This window comes from Gordonia sp. C13 (assembly GCF_023218005.1).
In the GTDB taxonomy this organism is placed as follows: Bacteria; Actinomycetota; Actinomycetes; order Mycobacteriales; family Mycobacteriaceae; genus Gordonia; species Gordonia namibiensis.
This window is the reverse complement of sequence record NZ_JALPSY010000024.1, coordinates 37,813-60,362: the sequence shown is the minus strand read 5'-3', so window position 1 is coordinate 60,362 and position 22,550 is coordinate 37,813. Positions and strand designations below refer to the sequence as shown.

Genomic DNA, 22,550 nt, shown 5'->3' with positions numbered 1-22,550 from the left:
CGCGCTACCTTACCGGCCGGTAGGAAGTTCCCACCGCTGTGTCGCCAACTCGATCGCCTCGTCGACGGAGGCCGTGACCAGCAGCCGATCCAACGATCGCTGGGAGACGAATCCGGTTGTCGACAACTCTCTCAGCCAGCCGAGGAGCGGCGCGTAGAAATCGAAAGGATCGAGCAGGACCACCGGCTTCTCGTGCATGCCCAGGTACCCACCCGTCCAGGTCTCGAACAGCTCCTCCAGGGTTCCGATACCCCCGGGGAGCGTGATGAAACCGTCGGCGCGCTCGTCCATGAGGCGCTTGCGTTCACGCATCGTCTCGGTGATGACGAGTTCGTCGGACCCGAGGTCGGCGACCTCGCGCTCGATCAGCGACCTCGGGATGATGCCGGTGGTGTGGCCGCCCGCCGCTCGCGCAGATGTGACCAGCGAACCCATCATCGAGACGTTGCCGCCGCCGGAGACGACGGTGTGGCCGGCACGCGCAAGGGCCGCCCCCACCTCGGTGGCGAGATCGAGGAAGCGCTGCTCGACGGGACCGGACGCACAGTAGACACAGACGGCACTCACCGGGCAATCGTGCCATCGACTCCGGGCGGGTTCACGCCGGGTTGCGTCGGGGCCGCCGCCTCGATCGCTGCGACGACGTCGTCGGGGTCGTCGACGACGGTCAGCAGGTCGAGGTCCTCGGGCGAGATCATTCCGCGCGCGGCCAGCACGTCGCGCATCCAGTCGAGCAGTCCACCCCAGAAGTCGCTGCCCACCAGCACGATCGGGAATCGCACCACCTTCTTGGTCTGCACCAGGGTGAGCGCCTCGAACAGCTCGTCGAGCGTGCCCATACCGCCGGGCAGGCAGACGAAGGCCTGCGCGTATTTCACGAACATCGTCTTGCGGACGAAGAAGTAGCGGAAGTTCATGCCGAGGTCGACCCACGGATTGAGGCCCTGCTCGAAGGGCAACTCGATGTTCAGGCCGATCGACTGGGCGCCCGCCTCGTGCGCCCCCTGGTTCGCCGCCTCCATCGCGCCGGGTCCGCCGCCGGTGATGACCGCATAACCGGCCTCACCGAGCGCTCGACCGACCCGCACACCGAGGGCGTATTCCCGCGAATCCGGCTTCAACCGCGCGGACCCGAACACGGTCACCGCCTCGGCGACGCCGCTCATCGCGTCGAATCCGGCGACGAACTCCGACTGGATGCGCAGCACCCGCCACGAGTCGCGCATCGTGCGTTCGGCGCGGCTCTCCGGGTCACGCGGGTCGACCCACTCGAGAAGTCGCCGGTCGGTCGTCTTGCCCCGCTGTTCCGGCCGGATTCGGATCGGCCCGACGTAGCAGACGTCGTCTGCGGCGGGATCGTGCGCAGGAGGTTCCGGATTCGTCGACATGCAGGTCACGCTAGCAGCGTGTGACGCCCCTCCCCGACCGCGTCGAACTGGCTCAGGACAGGGCCGGGCCGACTCAGGACAGGTAGGCGCGAAGCAGTTCGGTGACCGTGCGGATCTGCTCGACCGGGACCCGCTCGTCGCGGCGATGCGCGAGATTCGGGTCGCCGGGTCCGAGGTTCACCGCGGGGATGCCGAGGGCCGAGAACCGCGAGACGTCGGTCCATCCGTACTTCGCGCGGAAGCGTCCCTGCGCGGCCTCGACGAGAGCGGCTGCCGCCGGATGTGCCAGGCCGGGCAGCGCGCCGGCCGCGGCGTCGGTGACCTCGAGGGTGACCGTGCCGTCGGCGAGATCGGCGGCGAAGACCTCGCGGACATGATCGAGTGCTTGCTCGACGGACCGGTCCGGGGCGAAACGGAAGTTCACGTCGACGTGCGCGGCGTCGGGGATGACGTTGCCCGCAACACCTCCGGCGAGCCCTACCGCCGAGAGTCCCTCGCGGTACTCGCACCCGTCGATGTCGACGCGGCGCGGCTCGTAGGCGGCCAGAGTGGTCAGCACTCCGCCGAGCTTGTGGATCGCGTTGTCGCCCATCCACGAGCGGGCCGAGTGCGATCGCGTCCCCGACGTCGCGAGCCGAACCCGCAGCGTCCCCTGGCAACCCGCCTCGATGAGACCAGCGGTGGGTTCGCCGAGAATCGCGACGTCACCGGCGAGCCACTCCGGCAGTTCCCGCTCGATGTCGTTGAGGCCGTTGAACTCGGCGGCGATCTCCTCGCAGTCGTAGAAGATCAGGGTCAGGTCGTGGGCCGGGTCCTCGAGTGTCGCGGCGAGATGCAGGAAGACCGCGTCGCCCGACTTCATGTCGACGGTGCCGCAACCGTGCAGGACGTCCCCCTCTTCCGGGTGCGTCTCGCGTCGCGAGGGCAGGTTCCCGGCGACGGGCACGGTGTCGAGGTGTCCGGCGAGGATGACGCGCTGCGCCTTCCCACGGTTGGTGCGGGCAAGCACCCGGTTGCCGTGCCGGAGGATCTCGAAGCCCGTCGTCTGCTCTCGCAGTGCCGCTTCCACCGCGTCGGCGATGGCCGACTCGTTGCGTGACTCGCTCTCGATGTCGACGAGGGCGGCGGTCAGTTCGACGGGATCGGCGGCGAGGTCGAGTGCGGTGCTCACGCACCTACCGTATCTGGGTTTCTACCCGCTCAACCGACATGGATCAGCGGACGTCCGGTGCGGTCAGTTCCGCTGCTCCGAACGAGACGCTGAACTTCACGCACCACAGGAAGACTGCAGGATAGGCGGCGAGGTCGACGTCGGCGGGGATCCCGTAGACCTGGTTGCCCTTGTTGCCTTTGATCATCCCGAGGTCGACGTGGGGCGGACCGGCGGCGGTCCGCCAGCCGCCGAAACCCTCGACCACCTCGGCCTGCGACAGCCACACGTGGACGTCGGGTCCGGTGGTGGTGTCGAGGTTCTCGATCGCGAGAACCCGTGTACCGTCCGGCTTCTCGATGATCGTGACGGTCCCCGAGGTCGAGTGCTCGTGGCTGATCAGCCGACCCTCGGACAGCACGACGGGCGCGGGCGGCAGCGGTTGACCGACCTGGGAGGTCGACGGAGTCACCGCGACCGGGATCTCGTCGTCGACCTCGGTGTCGACGAGGATCAGCCACGGCTGGAAGATCACCGCGGCGACCGCGACGGCGACCACGACCAGCAGGCCCACCCCGCCGAACACCCAGAGCCGGCGACGCCTACGCCGCGGGGCGGGTGAGGAGGGTCGGTCGTGGCCGGTCATGCCGGCGACGATACGAGCTCCGAACACGCTCTCACCAGGTGTTTGCGCCGTTCGGATGACGGGCGGGCCCCTGTCTGGCCCCGGAGCGTGACCGGCGGCGGGCAGCAGGAGGCACGGCGTCGTTCACCAAGGTCAATCGCCTAGACTCGGGTCTCGTGACAACTACTGGCGCACACGCAACTGGCATCGCAACCGTGATCGACGGGGGGTCGACTCCGGGAGTCGTGCTCGACGTCTGGTTCCCCGCACCCGAGCTCGACGGCGTCGAGACCGCCGAGACCGTCGTCCTCGACGAGGATTCCACGCCGGCGGAACTGCGCGAACTGGTCGGTGTCGACGAGGCCCGAGGCGTCAAGACCATCGCGGTCCGCACCGGCATCGCCGACCTGTCGGTCGCTCCGGTCGACGCCTACGACGTCTACCTCCGACTCCACCTGCTCTCCCACCGCCTCATCGAACCGCATGGCGCCAACCTGGAGGGCATCTTCGGGATGCTCACCAACGTCGTCTGGACCAACCACGGCCCGTGCGCGATCGAGAATTTCGAATCGGTGCGCGCCAAGCTGCGCGCCCGCGGCCCGGTCACCGTCTACTCGATCGACAAGTTCCCGCGCATGGTCGATTACGTCGTCCCCGGCGGCGTCCGCATCGGTGACGCCGACCGCATCCGTCTCGGCGCCCACCTGGCCGCCGGCACCACCGTGATGCACGAGGGCTTCGTGAACTTCAACGCGGGCACCCTCGGGTCGTCGATGGTCGAGGGTCGTATCTCGGCCGGTGTCGTCGTCGGCGACGGTTCCGACATCGGTGGCGGCGCGTCGACGATGGGCACGCTCTCCGGTGGCGGCAAGGAGATCATCTCGCTGGGCAAGCGCTGCCTGCTCGGCGCCAATGCCGGCTGCGGCATCCCGCTCGGCGACGACTGCGTCATCGAGGCGGGCCTGTACGTCACCGCCGGCACCAAGGTGACCGGTCCGGACGGCACCCAGATCAAGGCACGCGACCTGGCGGGCCAGTCGAACCTGCTGTTCCGTCGCAACAGCCTGACCGGCGCGGTCGAGGTCGTGCCGTGGAAGGGCGACGGCATCGCACTCAACGAGGCGCTGCACAAGCACAACTGAGGTCGACGCAGACCCACCCCTGTGGCCGGACCCAGCACCGACGAGGTGCTGGGTTCGGCCATTTCTGGCGGGTTTTCACTCGGGTCATGCGCCGGCGGGTGGCCGGATCGCCGAATGACTCGTACGGTGGACCCATGAGCACATCGAACAGCAGTTCGACGCCGGGCGGCGATGACGTCCTCGGCGCCGGGGCCGGCAACACCACCGAGAAGGATCCCGACGACTGGGTGACCGGCGACGAGCCGATGACCGGCGCACAGCGCAGTTATCTCGACACCTTGGCCCGCGAGGCGGGCGAGACCATCTCCGCCGACCTCACCAAGGCCCAGGCATCCGAAGAGATCGAGCGGCTGCAGAGCAAGAGCGGGCGGGGCTGACCGCCCGAGACGCCTAGCCGGCCAGGCGCGCGGCCGCGGCGGCGATGCGTTCGTCGGTGCCGGTGAGCGCCATGCGGACGTGCTTCTCCCCGGCCGGCCCATAGAAATCGCCGGGCGCGCAGAGGATTCCGCGCTCGGCAAGCCAGGCGACGGTGTCGCGACACGGCTCGTCGCGGGTGGCCCAGAGGTACAGGCCGGCCTCGGAGTGGTCGACGCGGAAACCCGCCGCCTCGACCGCGGCGAGCAATGTCCGACGCCGAGCTGCGTAGCGTTCACGCTGTTCGTCGGCGTGGGCGTCGTCACGGAGTGCGGCGGTCATCGCCGCCTGGATCGGGAAGGGAAGCATGAAGCCGGCGTGCTTGCGGACCGCGAGCAGTTCGGCGATGAGTTCGGCGTCGCCCGCGAAGAAACCGGCGCGGTACGACGCGAGGTTGGAGATCTTCGACAGTGAGTGCACCGCAAGCAGACCGGTGTGGTCGCCGTCGCAGACCCGCGGGTCGAGGATGGAGAGCGGCTCGCCCTCCCAGCTCAGCCCGAGGTAGCACTCGTCGGACACCACGACGGTCCCGCGTTCGCGCGCCCAGCCCACCACCTTCCGCAGGTGGTCGACGCCGAGGACCTTGCCGGTCGGGTTCGACGGCGAGTTGATGAACATCAGCGCCGGATTCATCGGGCCGAGGGCGACGGTCGAGTCGGCCCGGATGGCGCGAGCTCCGGCCAGCAGGGCACTGACCTCATAGGTCGGGTAGGCGACCTCGGGGATCACCACGTCGTCTCCCGGGCCGAGGCCGAAGGTCGACGCCAGGCCGGCGATCGCCTCCTTGGTGCCGATGACCGGCAGGATCCCCGACTGGTCGAGGTTCGTCACGCCGTGGCGCCGGGTGAGCGACTCGGCAGCGGCCTCGCGCAGTTCGGTGGTCCCGACGGTCGTCGGGTATCCCGGGAATCCGGACGCGTCGGCCAGTGCGTTCCGGATGAGCTCCGGCACCGGGTCGACCGGCGTACCGACCGACAGGTCGACGATGCCGTCGGGATGGGACTGCGCCGTGGCCTTGGCACCCGCGAGGGTGTCCCACGGGAAATCGGGCAGCCGACCGCTCACACGCGTCGCCGACACACGCAGCGGCTCTGCTGCGCGAGAGGTGGGGATGCTCACTGCAGGGCCAGTCCTATCCGTCCGGGGTCTACTTCGAAGACGGGAAGCCGTCGAGCCGTCAGTCGTCTTCGTTCATGGGCGGCAGGCCCTTGATGAAGGCCGGGTCGGCGTCGGTCTTGCCGACCTTGCTCGCGCCGCCGGGCGAACCGAGATCGTCGAAGAAGTCGGCGTTGGCGCTGACGTAGGGTTCCCACTCATCCGGGACATCGTCCTCGTAGAAGATCGCCTCGACCGGGCACACCGGCTCGCACGCACCACAGTCGACGCACTCATCCGGCTGGATGTAGAGCATGCGCCCACCCTCGTAGATGCAGTCGACGGGGCACTCCTCCACGCAAGCCTTGTCCAGGACATCGACGCAAGGCTCCGCGATGATGTAGGTCACCACTCACTCCTTCGCTAGGGAAGATCGTTGCCGGCGCGAGGCGGATGAGCAGTTCGGCGTCGAACGACTCTCCGGCGTCGGCGCCGGTTGCGGTCCGAGGGCTGGTCGAACCGCAACCCAGAGTATCCGCCCCGGTGGTGCCCACGACGAAATCACCCCCGGCTCCAGAGCACGCAGAATGCCCGGTTGTGCCGAGAATCACATCAGCGGCCGCTCGCCGGCCCGAACCGGCACCACGTATGCCGGGCGGAGATACAGCGACGTGAAGCCGGACTTTCGCTCAGCGTGCCGCCAATTCTCGACAAAGGGTGGCCCGAGAGGCATCCTCGGCGACATGTTCGTCGTGAATCCGGTCGCTGTGGGCCGCCCTCGCACCAGCCTGTGGGCTGTGTCGGGGCTCGAGCCGGCGTCGCGGAACATGTGTATGTGCTGTCGCTGACCCTCTGCTCCCGACCCGCACATCCACTCCCCTCAAGGATCTCGTCATGACCTCGACCCTTGCCCGCGCGACGTCTGCCTCTCTCCGCTCGCAGAACGTCACTCCCCCGACCCGGACCCGGGTGGCCGCCGACGCACCGCGCCCGCGAACCCACCTGCCGACACATCTGCGTCCCGCCGACCTGCTGCGCATCACCGACCAGGGCGTCGCCGACGTCCTCGACGGTCGGCACGACGCCCTGCTCCCGGCCGAATGGGACACCGCGCACCGCTGGTCGACGCGCCTCTACGCCGACGACGACCTCGACGTCTGGCTCATCAGTTGGACGCCCGGCGAGGCCACCGAACTGCATGACCACGCCGGCTCGCTCGGTGCACTGACCGTCCTCTCAGGCTCCTTGCGGGAGTACCACTGGACGGGGGACGATCTGGCCGTGCGTGTCCTCGACGCCGGCGACCAGGCCGCCTTCCCTCTCGGGTGGGTCCACGACGTCGTGAAGAACCCGACGATCCAGGTGGCCGGGCCGACGCTCAGCGTCCACGCCTACTCCCCGCCGCTCACCGCGATGTCCTACTACGAGGTGGCCGACGCCGGCCACCTGCGTCGTACCCGCACGGTCCTGACCGACGAACCCGAATGAGCGACAAGCCGACTCCGCGCACCATCGACGACGTGCTCGCCGAGGCACGCCTACGACTGCAGCGCGTCGACGCCGCGTCGGTCCCCGCCGAACTCGAGGCCGGGGCGATCCTCGTCGACATCCGACCGGCCGCCCAGCGCGCGCAAGAGGGCGAGACGGACCTGGCGCTCGTCATCGAGCGCAACGTCCTCGAGTGGCGATGCGATCCCGCCAGCGACGCCCGGATTCCCGAGGCCGTCGACCACGACGTGCGCTGGATCATCCTGTGCCAGCAGGGCTACACGTCGAGTCTCGCCGCGGCCGCATTGCAGGACCTCGGACTGCATCGCGCGACCGACGTGATCGGGGGATACGAGGCGCTCGCGGCCATGTTGCGCTGATTTCGATACGGCTCCTCGCTCCGCTCGTCACCTACTCAACCAGCAGGACAAACGGCCCCCCTCGCCCCGCTCGTCACCTACTCAACCAGCAAGACAACGGCCCCCTCGCGGCGCTCGTCACCTACTCAACCAGCAGGACGAACGGCCCCCTCGCCCCGCTCGTCACCTACTCAACCAGCAGGACAAACGGCCCCCCTCGCTCCGCTCAACCAGCAGCAGGGCGCGGCGCCACTCCTGCCGGCCGAGTGGCCCGAGGCGATAGCCGAGGGACGTATCGAGGTCAGGCGACGGCCGGCCAGGGTCGCGGTGCGGGGCGGGTGTCGACGGCGAGCCCGGTCTCCGGGTCGGCGAGCGCGGCGACGTGGTGCGTGAGGGCCGGGTCGATCCAGTCCGCAGCGTCGAGCACATATCTCGGCTGGGCCGTGATCCGTTCGGTGAGAACGAAATCCGACTCGGCGGTCCGAGCGGCGAGTGCATCCAGGTTCGGCCAGGGACGTTCGGGGTTCACGTGGTCGGGGGTCAGCGGCGACACCCCGCCCCAGTCGTCGATGCCGGAGGCGATCAGCGCGGCACATTCGGCCGGGGACACCAGGTTCGGTGGGGCCTGTACCCGCATGTGGGGTCCGAGCACGATCCGCGCGACGGCGACCGCCGCCAGGAACTCACTCATCTCCGCATCGGGCGTGGATCGCATCGCGGTGTCGGGCTTGGCCCGGAAATTCTGCACGATCACTTCTTGGATGTGACCGCCCGCGGCCTGTACCTCCGCGATGGCGAGCAGGGATTCGGCTCGCTCGTACAGCGATTCGCCGATGCCGACGAGGATGCCGGTCGTGAACGGGACACGTGCGGCACCGGCGTCGCGCAGTACCTGCATTCGGACCAGCGGGTCCTTGTCCGGGCTCCCGTAGTGCGGTTGCCCCTTCTCGGTGAAGAGCCGACGCGACGTGGTCTCGAGCATCATGCCCATCGACGGGGCCACCGGTCGCAGGTGCAGGAGTTCCTCGAGGCTCATCACCCCGGGGTTCAGATGCGGCAGCAGGCCGGTCTCGGTCAGCACGGCCACGGCGGCTGCTCGGACGTAGTCGAGGGTCGACGCATAGCCGCGTTCGGCGAGCCATTCGCGGGCCTCCGGCCACCGGTCCTCGGGGCGGTCCCCCAGCGTGAACAAGGCTTCCTTGCAACCGAGTTCGGCTCCGCGGCGGGCCAGGTCGACGACCTCGTCGAGTTCGAGGTACAACCCCTCGCCGGCGCGGGCGAGTTTGCCGGGCACGGTCACGAAGGTGCAGTAGTGGCACCGATCGCGGCACAGCCGGGTCAGCGGGATGAACACCTTGCGCGAGTAGGTGACCTGCCGGGACCGGCCGACTGCGGCCAACCCCTCGTCGCGGATCGCGCCGGCGATCGACTGCAGGCGCACGAGATCGGCACCCGCACAGGACAGCAGGATGACGGCTTGGTCGAGGTCGATCGGCTCACGGGACTCGGCAGCGGTAAGCGCGGCGTCGATCGCCTCACGCGAAGGACGTTCCGCGGCGGTGTCTTCCGCCTGGTCGGTGCGCACAGTGGGGATGCTGAGGTCGGTCATCGTTCCGCCTCCGGAGAATCGGTGATGGTCAGATAGGGCGCGGGATCGAAGGTGCCGTTGCGTTCTCGGAACGACGCCGCCGTCCCCGGCCACAGCAGGGTCAGACGGCCGCTCTCCGGGTCGACATACCAACTGTCGCAACCGGTCAGCCACACCGTCGACGCGCTGCGCTCGTCGATCTCGCGGGTGTAGGCGGCTTCGGCCTCCGCGGAGACCTCCAGCGCGCGAACCTCGGTGTTCCCCATGAACTCCAGCGCGCCGAGCACGTAGTCGAGTTGCGTCTCGATCATGTAGATCGCCGAGTTGTGACCGAGCGCGGCGTTCGGCCCGTCGAGCACGAACATGTTGGGGAATCCGCTGACGACGGTCGAGGCGTACGAGGTCATCCCGGACGACCAGTGCTCGGACAGACGCAGTCCCGCGCGGCCGACAACGCGGCTCGCGGCCGGAGGGCGGGTGGACTCGAAACCCGTTGCCATGACCAGGACGTCGAGGTCGAAGGTGCGTCCGCTGCGCGCGGTGGCCTTCGACTCGGTGATCGACTCCAGCGCACTCGGCTCGAACACCACGTTCGACCGCTGCAGCGCCGGATAGAAATCATCGCTGAGAAGAATTCTCTTACAGCCGATCTCGTAATCCGGGGTCAACAGCTCACGCAGCTCCGGATCGTCGACCTGCTCGTGGAGATGGTTGCGGGCACGGGCCCGGATCTCGTCGATGTCGGGATGGAGGCCGAGTCGCTGGCGGAACGCCCCGTCGGCCTCGGTGAGTAGCCGGTGGCGAACCTCGCCGGCGACCTCGGGGTCGAGCAGCGCGGCGCGTTCGTCGGACGTGTACCGGCGGTCCTCGCGGGGCACCACATAGGGCGCGGTCCGGCAGAACACGACGAGTTCCTCGGCGGCGTCGGCCAGATGCGGGATGAGCTGCACCGCCGAAGCGCCGGTTCCCACCACGCCGACCCGGGCGCCCTCGACCGCGACGGCGTCGTGCCAGGCCGCCGTGTGGACGACCTGACCGGGGAACTCGCCGAGACCCTCGATGTCGGGGATCTTCGCCTCCGACAACCGGCCGACGGCGAGGACGAGACTGCGCGCGCGGAACGTCCGGCCGGGTCCGTCCGCGGTCTCGGCGGTGATCGTCCAGCGGGCCGTGACCTCGTCCCAGGCTGCCTGCCGCAGTTCGGTGTTCAGCAGAATGTGCTCGGCGAGACCCTCGTCGGCGACGGTCTGCTCGAGGTAGTCGCGGATCTCGCGGCCGCTCGGATACCGCGATGCCCAGTCGGCCGGCGGGCGGAAGGAGAACGAATACAGGTGCGCGGGGATGTCACAGGCGATGCCGGGGTAGACGTTGTCGCGCCAGGTCCCGCCCACCGCGTCGGCACGTTCGAGGACGACGAAGGTTTCGCGGCCGCGACGGGCGAGCTGCGTGGCCATCCCGAGGCCCGCGAAGCCGGCACCGATGATGGCGACATCGACGTCGGGCACCGTGTCGATGTCCACCCGCTCACCCCCCTGCGTCGTCGTCACCGTCACGAACGTACCTGCGGGATCGGGATCAGCCGATCGGCTTCCGGCTCGGCATAGCGGGTGGTGCGCTGACGCGGTGCGCGACCGGCGCGGTCCGCGATGGCGACGAGGGTGTCGACGTCGAGGACGCGGCCCACCTCCGGACCGGCATCCGGCATGAGCCGGCCGTCGAGCAGCAGGCCGCCGATGTCGTCGGCGCCTCCGCGCAACAGCAGATCCACGGTGTCGGGGTCCAGCTTGGTCCAGGCGACCTGCACGTGGTCGATGAGACCGACGGACATCAGCCGGGCGACGGCATGCAGCGCGCGGGTCTCCCGCCGCGAGGCGGTCGACGTCGCTGCGGCGGCCAGGTGCGGGGGCGTGTTGGTGGCGACCATCGGCATGAGGATCAGCTCGGTGAATCCGCCCGTGCGCCGCTGGATCCCGAGCAGCGTGCGCAGATGCGCGACCTGCTGCTGCGGGGTCTCGACATGCCCGTAGACGATGGTGGCCGTCGAGAAGAGGCCGGCGCCGTGCGCGGCCTCGATGACCTCGATCCAGTCGCGGGCAGGTGCCGAGCCCGTCGGCGACAGGTATCCGCGGACGGTGTCGTCGAGGATCTGGGCGGCGGTTCCGGGGATCGAGCCGAGGCCCGCTGCGCGCAGGCGACCGAGATGTTCGGCGATCGGCACCCCGGTCCGGCTCGCGCCGTCGGCGATCTCCGCGGCGCGATACGCGTGCAGGTGCAGACCGTCTGCCGCACCGGTGATCTCTTCGACGAGACGGACGTAGTCGGTGGCCGGTCGGTCGGCGGGCAACGGCCCCTGCATGCAGATCTCGGTGGCGCCGAGTTCCACGGCCTCCCCGACCAGATCGGCGAGCGCGGGTTCGCCGGGACGACGTCCATCCGAGACGAGGCGGGCGGCGACCCCGGTGTCCAGATTGCGGTTGACGACGAAGGTCAGGGTGTCGGGGTCGGTGACCCGGGCCCGGACGGTGTCGGCGAGTTCGCACAGTTCTTCCAGACCGGTACCGGAGGCGCCCAGCAGCGCGACCCAGCCCTCGTCGTCGAGGGCATCGGGGCCGAGGGCCGTCGGGTCGTCACGGAGACGGCTCAGGGCCGCTGTGACGCGCTCGATCGGGGCCGTGATGTCTTCGGCCCACGCGCGCAGAACCATGACCACACTCTAACGCTCGTTCGGTATCGCCCTTCGTCCCGAGGGAACAGCGGCGGGGAAAGTCAGTCGTCGGCCTCGGGGAGCCGGTGGGTCCAGCTGAGCACGGCGGCCGGGCCGACGCCCAGCACGAGTAGGAGAAGGGTCTGGACCAGGTAGTTCCCCGACGTGCTCAGGATGACGTCGCCGCCCGGCCCCGGGAAGCCGCCGGCGATGACGACGACGAGCCCCCACGCGCCGAGCGGCGCATAGCGCAGCGGCGACGACGTGTACCCGGCGGCCAGCCACAGCAGCACCGCGTTGAGGAGACCGCCGATGAGCGCCGCGACGGGCAGCGCGACCCCGCCGAACCGCTGGTATGCGAACGCCACGCTGAGCAGGCCCACCACCAAACCGTCGAGGGTCAGCAGCGCCAGCAGCAGCCGGTTGCGGACGTCTGGATCGAGCGCCGGCATCGTCGCTATCCGATCCCGGCGAAGAGGTCCGTCTCCCGGTCGCCGTCGAGAGCCGGACGCGGATCGTGGTCGGTGAGGATGAAGTGCTCGTGGTCGATGATCGGCTGCAGGATGTTGTTCGACAGCGCGTATTCGGTCCCCGACGGAGCGACCGTCACCTGCGTGGCGTGCGCGGCGAGCCCGGCGACCTTGCACGGGTAGTACGCCCGCACATCGACCTCGGTGGTGATCTGGTCGTCGGGGTAGCTCGGGAGTTCGCCGGGGTCCGGCATGCGCCAACCATCGGGTACGGCCTGCGCGGCCGCCAGCCCGTTCTCCAGAGCGCTGTGCTCGGTGACCGACTCGTACAGCTTCGTCGGCCCCGCACCGGCCTCCCGGGCACGTGCGACCGCGGCTGCGGTGACCTCGTGGACGAGCTTGTGGTCGGGGTGGCCGTACGTGCCCGACGCGTCGTAGCTGACGACGACCTGCGGGGCGAAGTCGAGGAGTAGATCGAGCAGTACACCGACCGGCTCGTCGAACGACGCCTGCACGAGCGCGCGTGGGTGATTCGCCGACGGCGCCCCGGCCATGCCGGAGTCACGCCAACGGCCGGCCCCACCGAGGAAACGCGGCGTGAGGGTCGGCCCGTCGGCCGGGCTCAGCGCCGCGAGGGCACGGGTCAGCTCCGCGATGCGGTACCCACCGAGCTGGTCGGCGCCGCCGTCGGCGACGAGCTGTGCGTACTCGTCACCGATGACCTCGCCCTCCTCGCCGAGGGTGAAGGTCAGCACCCGCACGTCGACGCCTTCGGCGAGGTAGCGGGCGATGGTCCCGCCGGTCATGATCGTCTCGTCGTCGGGATGGGCGTGGACGAGCAGCAGCCGCCGGTCGGCGGAGGGAGAAGTGTCGGTCACGAGAGTTCCCAGTTGACCGCGGTCCCGAAGATCGACTCCTGGATCGGGCCGGTGAGAGGCACATCGCGCACCTCGGGCGTGACGCCGACGACCATCGAATCCTGGTACAGCGGCAGGTAGATGGCCTGCGCGGCGAGCAGCGGCTCCGCCTCGTTGAGCGTCGAGATCGGGTCCTCCTCGGACATCGCGTCGCGCGCGAGTTCGATCAGTGTCGGATCGCAGAGGCCGGAGATGTTGCTGGCGTAGCTGTCGCCGACATCCCCACCGCTCGGCGCGATGCTGGTCGGCGTCGGCGGCGTCGCGGGCGACGGCTCGGTGCTCGGCTTGGGCTGGTTGCAGTCGACCTGGGACGCCAGGGACGCTGCGGGCGGCACACCGAGTCCGGTCCAGCCGACGACGAGGTCGACGCGCTTCTGGGTCAGCGCCGATCCGTACAGCTCGCTGTTCGGCATCGTCACCACCTGGGCGCGGATTCCGGCGCCGCGGAGCTGGTCGACGACGCTCGAGGCGGCCGACGTGGCGCGCGGGTCACCGGCGACGGCGCCGACACGCACGAGAAGATCCTGGCCGTCCTTCTGGAACGGCAGGACGCCCTCGGGTAGCTTCGCGACCTCGACCGCACCGGGGGTCGGCGTCGCCGCCGGGGTCGACGGCGTGGACGAGCCCGGCGCAGAGGGCGTTCCCGAGGCCGGTGCGTCCGTGGATGGTTCGGGGACCGGCGAGGTCTCTCCGGCCGTCTCCGGGTCTGCCCGCCGGTACCCGGCGTCGGCGAGGAGTGCGTCGACCGCGGCGCGATCGGGACGCGGCCGCGAGACGGGTGTGTAGCCGGGGTCGGAGGGTGCGAAGACGGTGTTCGCATACGGTTCGACGATCCAGTCCCCCGCGCCGGCGAACGTGGTCAGCCGCGGGTCGACGAGGCCGAGGATCGCGCGCCGCACCTCGACCGAGCTCATCGCGTCGGTGCGGGCGTTGACGCTGATCCCCAGCGACCGCGAGGTGAGGCTGCGTTCGGTCTCCAGGCCGGGCAGGGCCGCCAGTTCGGCGGCGGTTGCCGGTGAGGCGCCGAGGGCGACGATCTCGGAATCGTCGGAGCGGACCGAGTCGAGCATCTGGGCGTTGCTGCCTGCGCGGCGGAGCACGACCTGGTCCAGTCGCGGCGGCGTCACCCAGTAGCGGTCGTTGCGGGCCAGCCGCACCTCGTCGCGGGTCTTGTCGATCCCGACGATGGCGTACGGGCCGGCCGACACCGGTTTGCCGGTGTCCATGCCGGTCTGGAAGCCGGCCGGGGCGCCCTTGAGGACGTGACTCGGCAAGAGGCCGGTGAACAGCTCGCGCCAGGCCGGATACGGGCGCTCGAAACGCACCTCGACGAGCTTGCCGCCCTCGCGGGACTGCACCGAGTCGATGAGGCGGTAGCCGGCCGGGGCCACCACGTTGGGCTGCCGCGACATCTGCTGCCACAGGTAGCTGAAGTCGTCGCCGGTGACCGGCAGACCGTCGGACCACTGGGCGTCGGTGTGGATCCGGTAGGTCACCGTGAACGGCTGCCGCGATGTCACCTCGGCGGAGGTGACGAAGTGGCGCTGGAGTTCCCAGACCGGTCCGGCAGGCGTCTGCACCGGCGAGAAGGCGCTCGGCAGCGTCATCGCGGCGACCGCGGTGGTCACCGGGTTCTGATCGGCCGCGATGTGCGGGTTGAACCCGTTGCCGACCGAGTCGGTGGCCACGAAGACCGTCTTCTCGACGGGGTACTCCGTCGGCGTCGGCGGCGGACCGGTGTCCCGGACGGGCGGCGGCGGATCCGCCGTGCACGCCGTCAGGGCGATGAGCAGGGCGGCGCCGCACGAGAGCAACCCGAGCACACTGCTCCGGGTCCGGTTCGTGGCGTCGCGACCCTGTGGCCTCGCGCGTTTCACCTCGGATACCCCCATGAAGATGCTTCTCGGTCGATCAGACGAGTGCCGGTCCCCCGCTCGCGCGAGAGACCGGCTCGGCGGTCAGCTGACCGCAGCGTCCCGGGACTTGGCCCGCGAGCGCTCACGGGCACGCGTCGACGAATCGAGGTGAACCTTACGCACTCGGACCACCTCGGGGGTGACCTCGACACACTCGTCGGCGGCACAGAATTCCATGGCGCCCTCGAGATCGAGCTGCATCGGCTTGGCCAGCGTCTCCATCACGTCGGCCGAGGACTGACGCATGTTGGTCAGCTTCTTCTCGCGGGTGACGTTGATGTCGAGGTCCTCCTGGCGCGGGTTGATGCCCACGACATGGCCCTCGTAGCTGTCGTCGCCCGGGTTGACGAAGAAGGTTCCGCGGTCGGCGAGCTGGATCATCGCGAACGGGGTGACGGTGCCGGAACGGTCGCTCACGAGCGAGCCGGTGTGGCGAGCGCGGATCTCGCCGGCCCAGCTGTCGTAACCCTGGAAGACGGCGTTGGCGATGCCGGTACCGCGGGTCTCGGTGAGGAAGTCGGTACGGAAACCGATCAGACCGCGCGAGGGGACGATGAACTCCATACGGACCCAACCGGTGCCGTGGTTGTTCATCTGCTCCATACGACCCTTGCGGGCGGCCAGCAGCTGGGTGACCGCGCCGAGGTACTCCTCGGGGACGTCGACGGTGAGGTGCTCGTAGGGCTCCTGCACCTTGCCGTCGACCTTGCGGGTGACCACCTGCGGCTTGCCGACGGTCAGCTCGAAGCCCTCACGGCGCATCTGCTCGACGAGGATGGCCAGGGCCAGCTCGCCACGTCCCTGGACCTCCCAGGCGTCCGGACGGCCGATGTCGAGCACGCGCAGCGACACGTTGCCGATCAGTTCGGAGTCCAGGCGCTGCTTGACCATGCGGGCGGTCAGCTTGTGACCGGACACGCGGCCGGCCAGCGGCGAGGAGTTGGTGCCGATGGTGACCGAGATGGCCGGCTCGTCGACGGTGATGCGCGGCAGCGGCTGCGGGTTCTCGAGGTCGGCGAGGGTGTCGCCGATCATGATCTCCGGCATACCGGCGACGGCCACGATGTCGCCGGCCGACGCGGACTCGGCCGGTGCGCGGTCGACGCCGACGGTCGCGAGCAGCTCGGTGATCTTGGCGCGCTCGACGACGGGCTCGCCGTCGATTTCACGGCACCAGGACACCTGCTGGCCCTTGCGGATGGTGCCGTTGTGGATACGCACGAGCGCCAGGCGACCGAGGAAGGCCGAGGCGTCGAGGTTGGTGACGTGGGCCTGCAGCGGGGCCTCCGGATCGCCCTTGGGCGCCGGGACGTGCTCGAGCAGGACGTCGAAGAAGGCGTCGAGGTTCTCGGCGTCCGGGACCTGACCGTCGGCGGGCTGCTCGGTGGAGCACACGCCGGCGCGGCCGGATGCGTAGAGCACCGGGAGTTCGAGAACGAGCTCGGCAGCCTTGGCGGCTTCCTCGTCGAGATCCGACGCGAGGTCGAGCAGGAGGTCCTGCGTCTCGTCGACGACTTCCTGGATGCGGGCGTCGGGGCGGTCGGTCTTGTTGACGACCACGATCACCGGCAGCTCGGCGGCAAGCGCCTTGCGCAGCACGAAGCGCGTCTGCGGCAGCGGGCCCTCGGAGGCGTCCACGAGCAGGACGACGCCGTCGACCATCGACAGGCCGCGCTCGACCTCGCCACCGAAGTCGGCGTGGCCGGGGGTGTCGATGACGTTGATGACCACCTCGGTGCCGTCCGGCTGACGCCGGTGCACCGCGGTGTTCTTGGCGAGAATGGTGATGCCCTTCTCACGTTCGAGGTCTCCGGAGTCCATCACCCGGTCGACGACCTCGGCGCGCTCTCCGAAGACGCCGGACTGGCGCAACATGGCGTCGACGAGGGTGGTCTTTCCGTGGTCGACGTGCGCGACGATCGCGACGTTACGGAAGGTGGGGGCAGCGCTCACAGGCTCTCTTTCGTGTTGATGGGGTCCGCCTCGGCGGCAGGCACTCGACGCGAGCCGAACATCTCCGACGCTCGCGGCCGAACAGCTCTGACCGGCGACAAGTGCAGATCACCTAGGGATTCAACGCTACAGAGTATCTGTTTATGCGGTGAGACTGCGATCACAGGCTCCCGATCACCCGTTATTAGGGTCTGCTAACCTCGCCGCATGGGCAAGGTCGACGCGGCCAAGGTGGGCTCTTTGAAGCCCAAGAAGAAGTGCTGCAAGAGCACCAAACGGTGCGTGCGGTGTCCCGTGGTGATCCACCGGATGCGCAAGCTCGACACCTCCGAGATGAGCAAGAAAGAACTCAACAAGGCGCTGAAGAAGGCGCGCGCCGCCTGAGCACTCAATTCGGCGGGAGCTCGTCCTCCTCGACCGACCGCACCGCCACCGCCAGCGCGACCGCCGCGATCCCGAGGGCCTCCAGCGGCCGGGGTACCTGACCGAGCACGATCAGCCCGATCACCGCAGCCGTCACCGGTAGCAGTGCGAGCAGGATCGCGAACCGCGCACGACCGACGCGGCGCAGCACGACCTGATCGAGGGCGTAAGGGATCGCAGTCGACGCCACGCCCAGCACCAGACCCTGGCCGATCAGTGCGGCCGGCGACACACCCTCGCGTACCCCCTCGACCACCCACCAAGCCAGCGGCGAGGTGACGAGAGCGGCGATCACGAAGCCGGTCGCGAGATCCTCGACGCCCGCCCCGCGCGCCGCGACCCGCTTCCCCAGCACGATGTAACCGGCCCAGCACGCGGCAGCGGCCAGCGCGAGCAGCACCCCCACACCGGTCCCCGACCACCGGACGTCGGCGATGAGGACGACGCCGAGCCCGGCGAGGACGAGTGCCGCAATGTCGCGCCGGGTGCGGGAACCCAAGGCCGCCACCGTGATCGGGCCGAGGAACTCCAGCGCCACGGTTGTCCCCATAGGCAGATGCGCCAATGCCTCGTAGAAGGTGATGTTCATGCCTGCGGTGATCACGCCGAAACATCCAGCCAGCCGCAGGCGGGACCACTGCCACGCCGGCCGCGGTGGCCGGACCCAGATCAGCAGCACCAGTGCGGCTCCGGCGATGCGCAGCCAGGCCACCGCCGACGGGGCGACGTCGTCGAAGAGGCCGACGGCGATCGCCGCACCGAGATACATGGACGTCGCGCCGAGCACCATCAGCCCCGGCGGGAGCAGGAGGTCGCGTCGCGCGGTGTCCGTCATCGGGCGGCCGTCGTCATCCGATGACCGCGACCCGCTCGGGAACCAGTCGGATGCGTACCCGGTCGCCGATGGCGACGGATTCGTCTGCCACGGCGTCGATCTCGCCGACCGCGGTCTCGATCCGGACGCGTGGGCCGGCCGGGAGTTCGGCGACGAGCACGACCGTCGCAGTGCCCGTCCCCGAATCGTCCGCCCCCGCCGGACCCATGACCTCGACCGACTCCGGGCGGAGGCCGAGCCGACGCGATCCGTCGGGCAGGTCGAGGACGATCTCGCCGAGCACGGTGTCGGCGATCCCGGCCCGCAACTGTGCGTCGACGACGGTGGTGACGCCGAGGAACTTCGCCGTCCACTCGTCCACGGGGCGTCGCCACAGGTGGGAGGGCGTGGCGACCTGCACCATCGCGCCGTCGCGCATCACCGCGATCTCGTCGGCCATGGTCGCGGCCTCGGCGTGATCGTGGGTGACGACGACGGTCGGCACGCCCGCCGCACGCACGATCTCCGAGATCTCCACCGCCAGCTCATCTCTCAGGCGCCGGTCGAGCGCCGCCAGGGGTTCGTCGAGCAAGAGGAGCCGCGGATGCGGGGCGAGCGCACGCGCCAGGGCGACCCGTTGCGCCTGGCCTCCGGACAGGGTGTCGACGGAACGCTTCTCGTAACCGGGCAGCCCGACGACGTCGAGCAATTCGGTCACGCGGTCGGCGATCCGACGACGCGACCAGCGGCGCATCCGCAGTCCGTAACCGATGTTCGACGCCACGCTGCGCCCGCCGAAGAGCTGCCCGTCCTGGAAGACCACCCCGAAGTCGCGTCGGTGGACCTCGACCCCGGCGAGGTCCTGACCGTCGAAGCGCACGACGCCACGGGTCGGCTGCTCCAGACCGGCGACGGCGCGCAGCAGCGTCGACTTTCCGCACCCGGACGGACCGAGGACGGCGGTCACCAACGACCCCGATCCCCCGACCTGCCAGGACAATCCGTCGATCACAGGGTGTCCGCCGTAGGCGACGGCGAGGTCGCAGATCTCGAGGAGGGCGTGCGACCTCGTGGCAGCGTCTCGTCCGGTCACAGCAGCGGCACCTCCGAACGGGGACGGAACGCCTCGACCACCAGCACGGCGAGGGTCGTCGCGACGACCAGGACCACCGACGCGGCCATCGCGGTCGCGAGATTCGCGGCGCCCGGCCGGTTGAGCGCCGATCCGATCAGCACCGGCAGGGTCGTCGTATCGGCGCGGGCCAGGAAGCTGCTGGCCCCGAACTCGCCGAGCGCCATGACGAAGGCGAAACCGGCGGCCGCGCCCATCGAGCGGCCGACGATCGGCAGGTCGACGGTCGCGAACACGCGGGCGGGCCGGGCGCCCAGCGTCGCGGAGGCCTGGCGCAGCCGGACCGGTACCGATTCGAGCGCCGGGACCATGATGCGGATGACCATCGGGATGGCGATCAGCGCCTGCACGCACGGGACGATCGCCGGCGACGCCGCGATCGCATAGGGCATCGACGCCAGGACGATCAGATATCCGAAACCCAATGTGACAGCGCTGATCCCGAGCGGGACCAGGGAGATGGCCGAGGCGATCGAACCGACCACGCCGCGGGAACGATGGAGCGCGACGGCGGCGAGCATGCCCACCACGAGCGCGATGACGGTCGCGAAGGCCGCCGACACCAGCGAGTACTGCAGACTCTCCAGCGGCGTGACGCCGTTGACCGGTTCGGCGAGGGCCCGGTATCCGGCCAGCGTCCAGTCCCCGCCGACCGTCGGCCGCACCGACCGAGCGATCAACACCACGACCGGTCCGACGAGCAACATCACCGTCCACGCGCCCACCAGCCACATCGCCGGACGCACGAACCGCCCGTGCGCGAACGCCACATCCCGACGCCGTCGCTCGACACCGCCACGGGCCGAACCGGCCCCGGCGGGGTCGGCGAACACGCGGGTGAGCATCAGGGCCGCGAACACGACGACGATCTGCACCATCGACAGCACAACCGCCTCGGGGATGCGGAAGTAACCGATGGCCTGGGTGTAGATCTCGGTCTCGAGGGTGCGCAACTCACCCGCGCCGAGGATGATCACGACACCGAAACTGGTGGAGCAGAACAGGAAGATCAGTGCAGCGGCACCCGCGATCGCAGGAAGCAGTCGGGGGATCACCACCGTCAGCGTCGCCCGGAGTCGCCCGGCGCCCAGGGTGCGCGCCGCCTCCAGCAGCCGGGGGTCGAGGTTCCGCCACGCCGCACCGACCACGCGGACGACGACGGCGACGTTGATGAACACGTGCGCGGCCAGCACCGCACCGAGACCGGACTGGATGTGCAGGAAGGACAGTGGGCCGGTCAGCAACGACCGGAACGCGACGCCGACGACCACCGTCGGCAGCACGAACGGCACCGTCACCGCGACGGCGAGGAGGACCGACGCCCGCCCGCCGACATGGGCGTACAACCAGGCGATCGGCGCGGCCGCGAGGAGCGCCAGCACGGTCGACGCCGCCGCCTGTCCGAGGGTGACCCCCAGGAGTGTGAGTGCGTCTGTCCGGGTGAGGAGTTCACCGAGTCGCTCCCCCGACGCCGCGGCCAGGTTCACCCCGCGGCGGACGAGCGCGAGCACCGGCCACGCGAAGAGGACGGCGATGAACAGAGCCGGGATCAGCCGCAGTGCCACCCGCCCGGCGACCGTCGCCGTCCGTCCAGTGGGCCGCGCCCCGGCCCGGCTCACCGGACGGTCACCTGCCGACAGCGTCACGCCACTGGTCGAGCCACCGCTCGCGGTTCTCCGCGATCGTGGCGGGCGGCAGCGAGGACATCCACCCCGGCACCTCCGCCCGGGCCGGCCAGCCCTCGGGCAGGTCGACGTCGCCTTGCACCGGGTACACGTACATCGACTCCGGCAGGGCGGACTGCACCTCCGGGCTCAGCATGTAGTCGACGAGCTTGCGTGCTCCGGTCGAGTTGCGGGTGCCCTTGAGGACGCCGATGTACTCGATCTGCGGGAAGCAGCTGTCGAGGAGGGCGCTGGTGTCGGGGGTCGCTGCGGGTGAGGACGCGTACGACAGCACGATCGGCTTGTCACCCTTCCCTTCTCCGGCGCTGAACAACTGGTTGTAGGCGACCTCCCAGCCGGACACGATGGTCGCGCCACCGCCGACGACCCGCTTCCAGTAGTCCTGCCAGCCGTCGCCGAGTGCGCCGACCGTCGTCAGCAGGAAGGCCGTCCCCGGCGAGGAGGTCGCGGGGTCGGTCAGGACGGTCTGCGATGCGTACTCGGGCTTCACGAGGTCGCGGAAGCTCGCCGGCGGGGTCAGCGAACGCGATTCGTACCAGGCGTCGTCGATGTTGAGGCAGACGTCGCCGCGGTCGACTGCGGTCAGCTTGTCGGCCGCACCGGGCACCGCGTACTCGTCGGCCCCGTCGGCGGCGAGCGGAGACTCATAGGACTCCAGGGCTCCCGCTTCGATCGGCCGGGACGCGAAGGTGTTGTCGATACCGTAGACCGCATCACCCTTCGGCGCGCCGGGGGTCAGTGACACGGTCGAGGCCAGCTGTCCGGCGTCACCGGAGCGCACGATCTTGAGGGTGAGCCCGGTCTGCCGGCGGAACCCGTCGATGACCGACTCGGGCAGCTCGAAGGACTCGTGGGTCAGCAGGGTGACCTCGCCGCCCGTCGTCGACTCGTCGGCGCAGGCCACCGCGGTCGTGAGAACCATCCCCAGGCCGACGACGAGCGTGACGACCCGGGAGGCGATCCCCGACCACCCTCGACGACGGCCGGCTCTCTCGGCCTGCAGTTCGTCCACACCCGGCAGGTGGTTCACATCCGACTCCTCGCGACTGGCTGTTCCCATCTCCCCCATATCCAACCAGGTGGCGACGAGACGCACGATTCAGCGCCCACGGAACCACTTCTGTAACATTTGCATCAATAACCACATACGTCACAGTCGCAACCGGCCGGAGTACCTGGACACAGAAGACATCGAGGGGCTTAGAATGACCCGCGACGTCCGGGGTGGGAAGATCGACGAACGCCCTCAAGCCCCGGGCGATTCACACGACCAGGATCCACACGACC

Annotated in this window: 22 protein-coding genes; 5 read left to right on the top strand and 17 right to left on the bottom strand. The window is 69.6% G+C overall.

Annotation, left to right across the window (positions count from 1 at the left end):
* Window positions 1-9: 9 nt before the first annotated feature.
* From M1L58_RS17540 to M1L58_RS17525, 4 genes are all read right to left on the bottom strand, one after another.
* Complete coding sequence (locus M1L58_RS17540) at window positions 10-567, bottom strand: TIGR00730 family Rossman fold protein (RefSeq protein WP_248659864.1); 558 nt, start codon at window positions 565-567, stop codon at window positions 10-12.
* The gene (locus tag M1L58_RS17535; protein WP_248659863.1) at window positions 564-1,388 is read right to left on the bottom strand and encodes a TIGR00730 family Rossman fold protein; all 825 of its coding nucleotides are present in this window, start codon (window positions 1,386-1,388) and stop codon (window positions 564-566) included. The genes M1L58_RS17540 and M1L58_RS17535 overlap by 4 nt, the downstream gene beginning before the upstream one ends.
* Before the next feature lie 73 nt (window positions 1,389-1,461).
* Complete coding sequence (gene dapE, locus M1L58_RS17530; RefSeq protein ID WP_006865624.1) at window positions 1,462-2,559, bottom strand: succinyl-diaminopimelate desuccinylase; 1,098 nt, start codon at window positions 2,557-2,559, stop codon at window positions 1,462-1,464.
* Window positions 2,560-2,602: 43 nt separating this feature from the next.
* Window positions 2,603-3,124 carry a DM13 domain-containing protein gene (locus M1L58_RS17525; RefSeq protein WP_248659883.1) on the bottom strand — a complete coding sequence of 174 codons (522 nt, stop codon included), beginning with the start codon at window positions 3,122-3,124 and terminating at the stop codon, window positions 2,603-2,605.
* Between the two features lie 215 nt (window positions 3,125-3,339).
* Here M1L58_RS17525 and dapD point away from each other — a divergent pair, with 215 nt between their 5' ends.
* Complete coding sequence (gene dapD, locus M1L58_RS17520) at window positions 3,340-4,305, top strand: 2,3,4,5-tetrahydropyridine-2,6-dicarboxylate N-succinyltransferase (protein ID WP_248659862.1); 966 nt, start codon at window positions 3,340-3,342, stop codon at window positions 4,303-4,305.
* Between the two features lie 134 nt (window positions 4,306-4,439).
* Window positions 4,440-4,682, top strand: coding sequence for a DUF3072 domain-containing protein (locus M1L58_RS17515; RefSeq protein ID WP_248659861.1), 243 nt, complete (start codon window positions 4,440-4,442; stop codon window positions 4,680-4,682).
* 13 nt (window positions 4,683-4,695) lie between these two features.
* On the opposite strand, the gene dapC is transcribed toward M1L58_RS17515, so the two are convergent.
* On the bottom strand, window positions 4,696-5,838 hold the full coding sequence (gene dapC, locus M1L58_RS17510) for a succinyldiaminopimelate transaminase (RefSeq protein WP_308221825.1): 1,143 nt from the start codon (window positions 5,836-5,838) through the stop codon (window positions 4,696-4,698).
* A 58-nt stretch (window positions 5,839-5,896) separates the two neighbouring features.
* Window positions 5,897-6,226, bottom strand: a complete 330-nt coding sequence (gene fdxA / locus M1L58_RS17505; protein WP_119032849.1) for a ferredoxin — start codon at window positions 6,224-6,226, stop codon at window positions 5,897-5,899.
* Between the two features lie 482 nt (window positions 6,227-6,708).
* Here fdxA and M1L58_RS17500 point away from each other — a divergent pair, with 482 nt between their 5' ends.
* Window positions 6,709-7,302 (top strand): cysteine dioxygenase, encoded by a 594-nt coding sequence (locus M1L58_RS17500; protein WP_248659860.1) that lies wholly within the window; start codon window positions 6,709-6,711, stop codon window positions 7,300-7,302.
* Window positions 7,299-7,682, top strand: a complete 384-nt coding sequence (locus M1L58_RS17495; protein ID WP_248659859.1) for a rhodanese-like domain-containing protein — start codon at window positions 7,299-7,301, stop codon at window positions 7,680-7,682. Before M1L58_RS17500 ends, M1L58_RS17495 begins: the two co-directional genes overlap by 4 nt.
* A 280-nt stretch (window positions 7,683-7,962) precedes the next feature.
* Here the strand turns inward: M1L58_RS17495 and cofG are convergent, their stop codons facing one another.
* The 7 genes from cofG to typA form a co-directional block, all read right to left on the bottom strand.
* Complete coding sequence (gene cofG, locus M1L58_RS17490) at window positions 7,963-9,270, bottom strand: 7,8-didemethyl-8-hydroxy-5-deazariboflavin synthase CofG (protein ID WP_248659858.1); 1,308 nt, start codon at window positions 9,268-9,270, stop codon at window positions 7,963-7,965.
* Window positions 9,267-10,802 carry a flavin-containing monooxygenase gene (locus M1L58_RS17485; protein ID WP_248659857.1) on the bottom strand — a complete coding sequence of 512 codons (1,536 nt, stop codon included), beginning with the start codon at window positions 10,800-10,802 and terminating at the stop codon, window positions 9,267-9,269. Before M1L58_RS17485 ends, cofG begins: the two co-directional genes overlap by 4 nt.
* Complete coding sequence (locus M1L58_RS17480; RefSeq protein ID WP_248659856.1) at window positions 10,799-11,953, bottom strand: FO synthase; 1,155 nt, start codon at window positions 11,951-11,953, stop codon at window positions 10,799-10,801. The genes M1L58_RS17485 and M1L58_RS17480 overlap by 4 nt, the downstream gene beginning before the upstream one ends.
* 62 nt (window positions 11,954-12,015) lie before the next feature.
* Window positions 12,016-12,405 (bottom strand): facilitated glucose transporter, encoded by a 390-nt coding sequence (locus M1L58_RS17475; RefSeq protein WP_154884772.1) that lies wholly within the window; start codon window positions 12,403-12,405, stop codon window positions 12,016-12,018.
* A gap of 5 nt (window positions 12,406-12,410) precedes the next feature.
* Window positions 12,411-13,301, bottom strand: a complete 891-nt coding sequence (gene mshB / locus M1L58_RS17470; protein ID WP_248659855.1) for an N-acetyl-1-D-myo-inositol-2-amino-2-deoxy-alpha-D-glucopyranoside deacetylase — start codon at window positions 13,299-13,301, stop codon at window positions 12,411-12,413.
* A complete protein-coding gene (locus tag M1L58_RS17465) occupies window positions 13,298-15,232 on the bottom strand; it encodes an ABC transporter family substrate-binding protein (protein WP_248659854.1) in 1,935 nt (644 codons plus the stop codon). The genes mshB and M1L58_RS17465 overlap by 4 nt, the downstream gene beginning before the upstream one ends.
* Before the next feature lie 66 nt (window positions 15,233-15,298).
* On the bottom strand, window positions 15,299-17,209 hold the full coding sequence (typA, locus tag M1L58_RS17460; RefSeq protein WP_248659853.1) for a translational GTPase TypA: 1,911 nt from the start codon (window positions 17,207-17,209) through the stop codon (window positions 15,299-15,301).
* Between the two features lie 207 nt (window positions 17,210-17,416).
* Here typA and M1L58_RS17455 point away from each other — a divergent pair, with 207 nt between their 5' ends.
* Window positions 17,417-17,593, top strand: coding sequence for a hypothetical protein (locus M1L58_RS17455; RefSeq protein WP_248659852.1), 177 nt, complete (start codon window positions 17,417-17,419; stop codon window positions 17,591-17,593).
* Between the two features lie 4 nt (window positions 17,594-17,597).
* Here M1L58_RS17455 and M1L58_RS17450 read toward each other — a convergent pair whose 3' ends face one another.
* The 4 genes from M1L58_RS17450 to M1L58_RS17435 are packed head-to-tail and all read right to left on the bottom strand — an operon-like array spanning window position 17,598 to window position 22,293.
* Entirely contained in the window at window positions 17,598-18,467 is an 870-nt protein-coding gene (locus M1L58_RS17450) for an EamA family transporter (protein ID WP_006865608.1), read from the bottom strand.
* A gap of 13 nt (window positions 18,468-18,480) precedes the next feature.
* Window positions 18,481-19,539 (bottom strand): ABC transporter ATP-binding protein, encoded by a 1,059-nt coding sequence (locus tag M1L58_RS17445; RefSeq protein WP_248659851.1) that lies wholly within the window; start codon window positions 19,537-19,539, stop codon window positions 18,481-18,483.
* Window positions 19,536-21,197 (bottom strand): ABC transporter permease, encoded by a 1,662-nt coding sequence (locus tag M1L58_RS17440; protein WP_248659850.1) that lies wholly within the window; start codon window positions 21,195-21,197, stop codon window positions 19,536-19,538. The genes M1L58_RS17445 and M1L58_RS17440 overlap by 4 nt, the downstream gene beginning before the upstream one ends.
* A gap of 7 nt (window positions 21,198-21,204) precedes the next feature.
* The gene (locus M1L58_RS17435; RefSeq protein WP_374112745.1) at window positions 21,205-22,293 is read right to left on the bottom strand and encodes a thiamine ABC transporter substrate-binding protein; all 1,089 of its coding nucleotides are present in this window, start codon (window positions 22,291-22,293) and stop codon (window positions 21,205-21,207) included.
* Window positions 22,294-22,550 lie beyond the last annotated feature (257 nt).

What these genes read in the sequence shown, in the direction of transcription:
- cofG (WP_248659858.1), bottom strand. Translation starts at nt 9,270, where the DNA reads ATGACCGACCTCAGCATCCCCACTGTGCGCACCGACCAGGCGGAAGAC.
- M1L58_RS17480 (WP_248659856.1), bottom strand. Translation starts at nt 11,953, where the DNA reads ATGGTTCTGCGCGCGTGGGCCGAAGACATCACGGCCCCGATCGAGCGC.
- M1L58_RS17475 (WP_154884772.1), bottom strand. Translation starts at nt 12,405, where the DNA reads ATGCCGGCGCTCGATCCAGACGTCCGCAACCGGCTGCTGCTGGCGCTG.
- M1L58_RS17535 (WP_248659863.1), bottom strand. Translation starts at nt 1,388, where the DNA reads ATGTCGACGAATCCGGAACCTCCTGCGCACGATCCCGCCGCAGACGAC.
- M1L58_RS17515 (WP_248659861.1), top strand. Translation starts at nt 4,440, where the DNA reads ATGAGCACATCGAACAGCAGTTCGACGCCGGGCGGCGATGACGTCCTC.
- M1L58_RS17465 (WP_248659854.1), bottom strand. Translation starts at nt 15,232, where the DNA reads ATGGGGGTATCCGAGGTGAAACGCGCGAGGCCACAGGGTCGCGACGCC.
- M1L58_RS17450 (WP_006865608.1), bottom strand. Translation starts at nt 18,467, where the DNA reads ATGACGGACACCGCGCGACGCGACCTCCTGCTCCCGCCGGGGCTGATG.
- M1L58_RS17500 (WP_248659860.1), top strand. Translation starts at nt 6,709, where the DNA reads ATGACCTCGACCCTTGCCCGCGCGACGTCTGCCTCTCTCCGCTCGCAG.
- M1L58_RS17455 (WP_248659852.1), top strand. Translation starts at nt 17,417, where the DNA reads ATGGGCAAGGTCGACGCGGCCAAGGTGGGCTCTTTGAAGCCCAAGAAG.
- M1L58_RS17495 (WP_248659859.1), top strand. Translation starts at nt 7,299, where the DNA reads ATGAGCGACAAGCCGACTCCGCGCACCATCGACGACGTGCTCGCCGAG.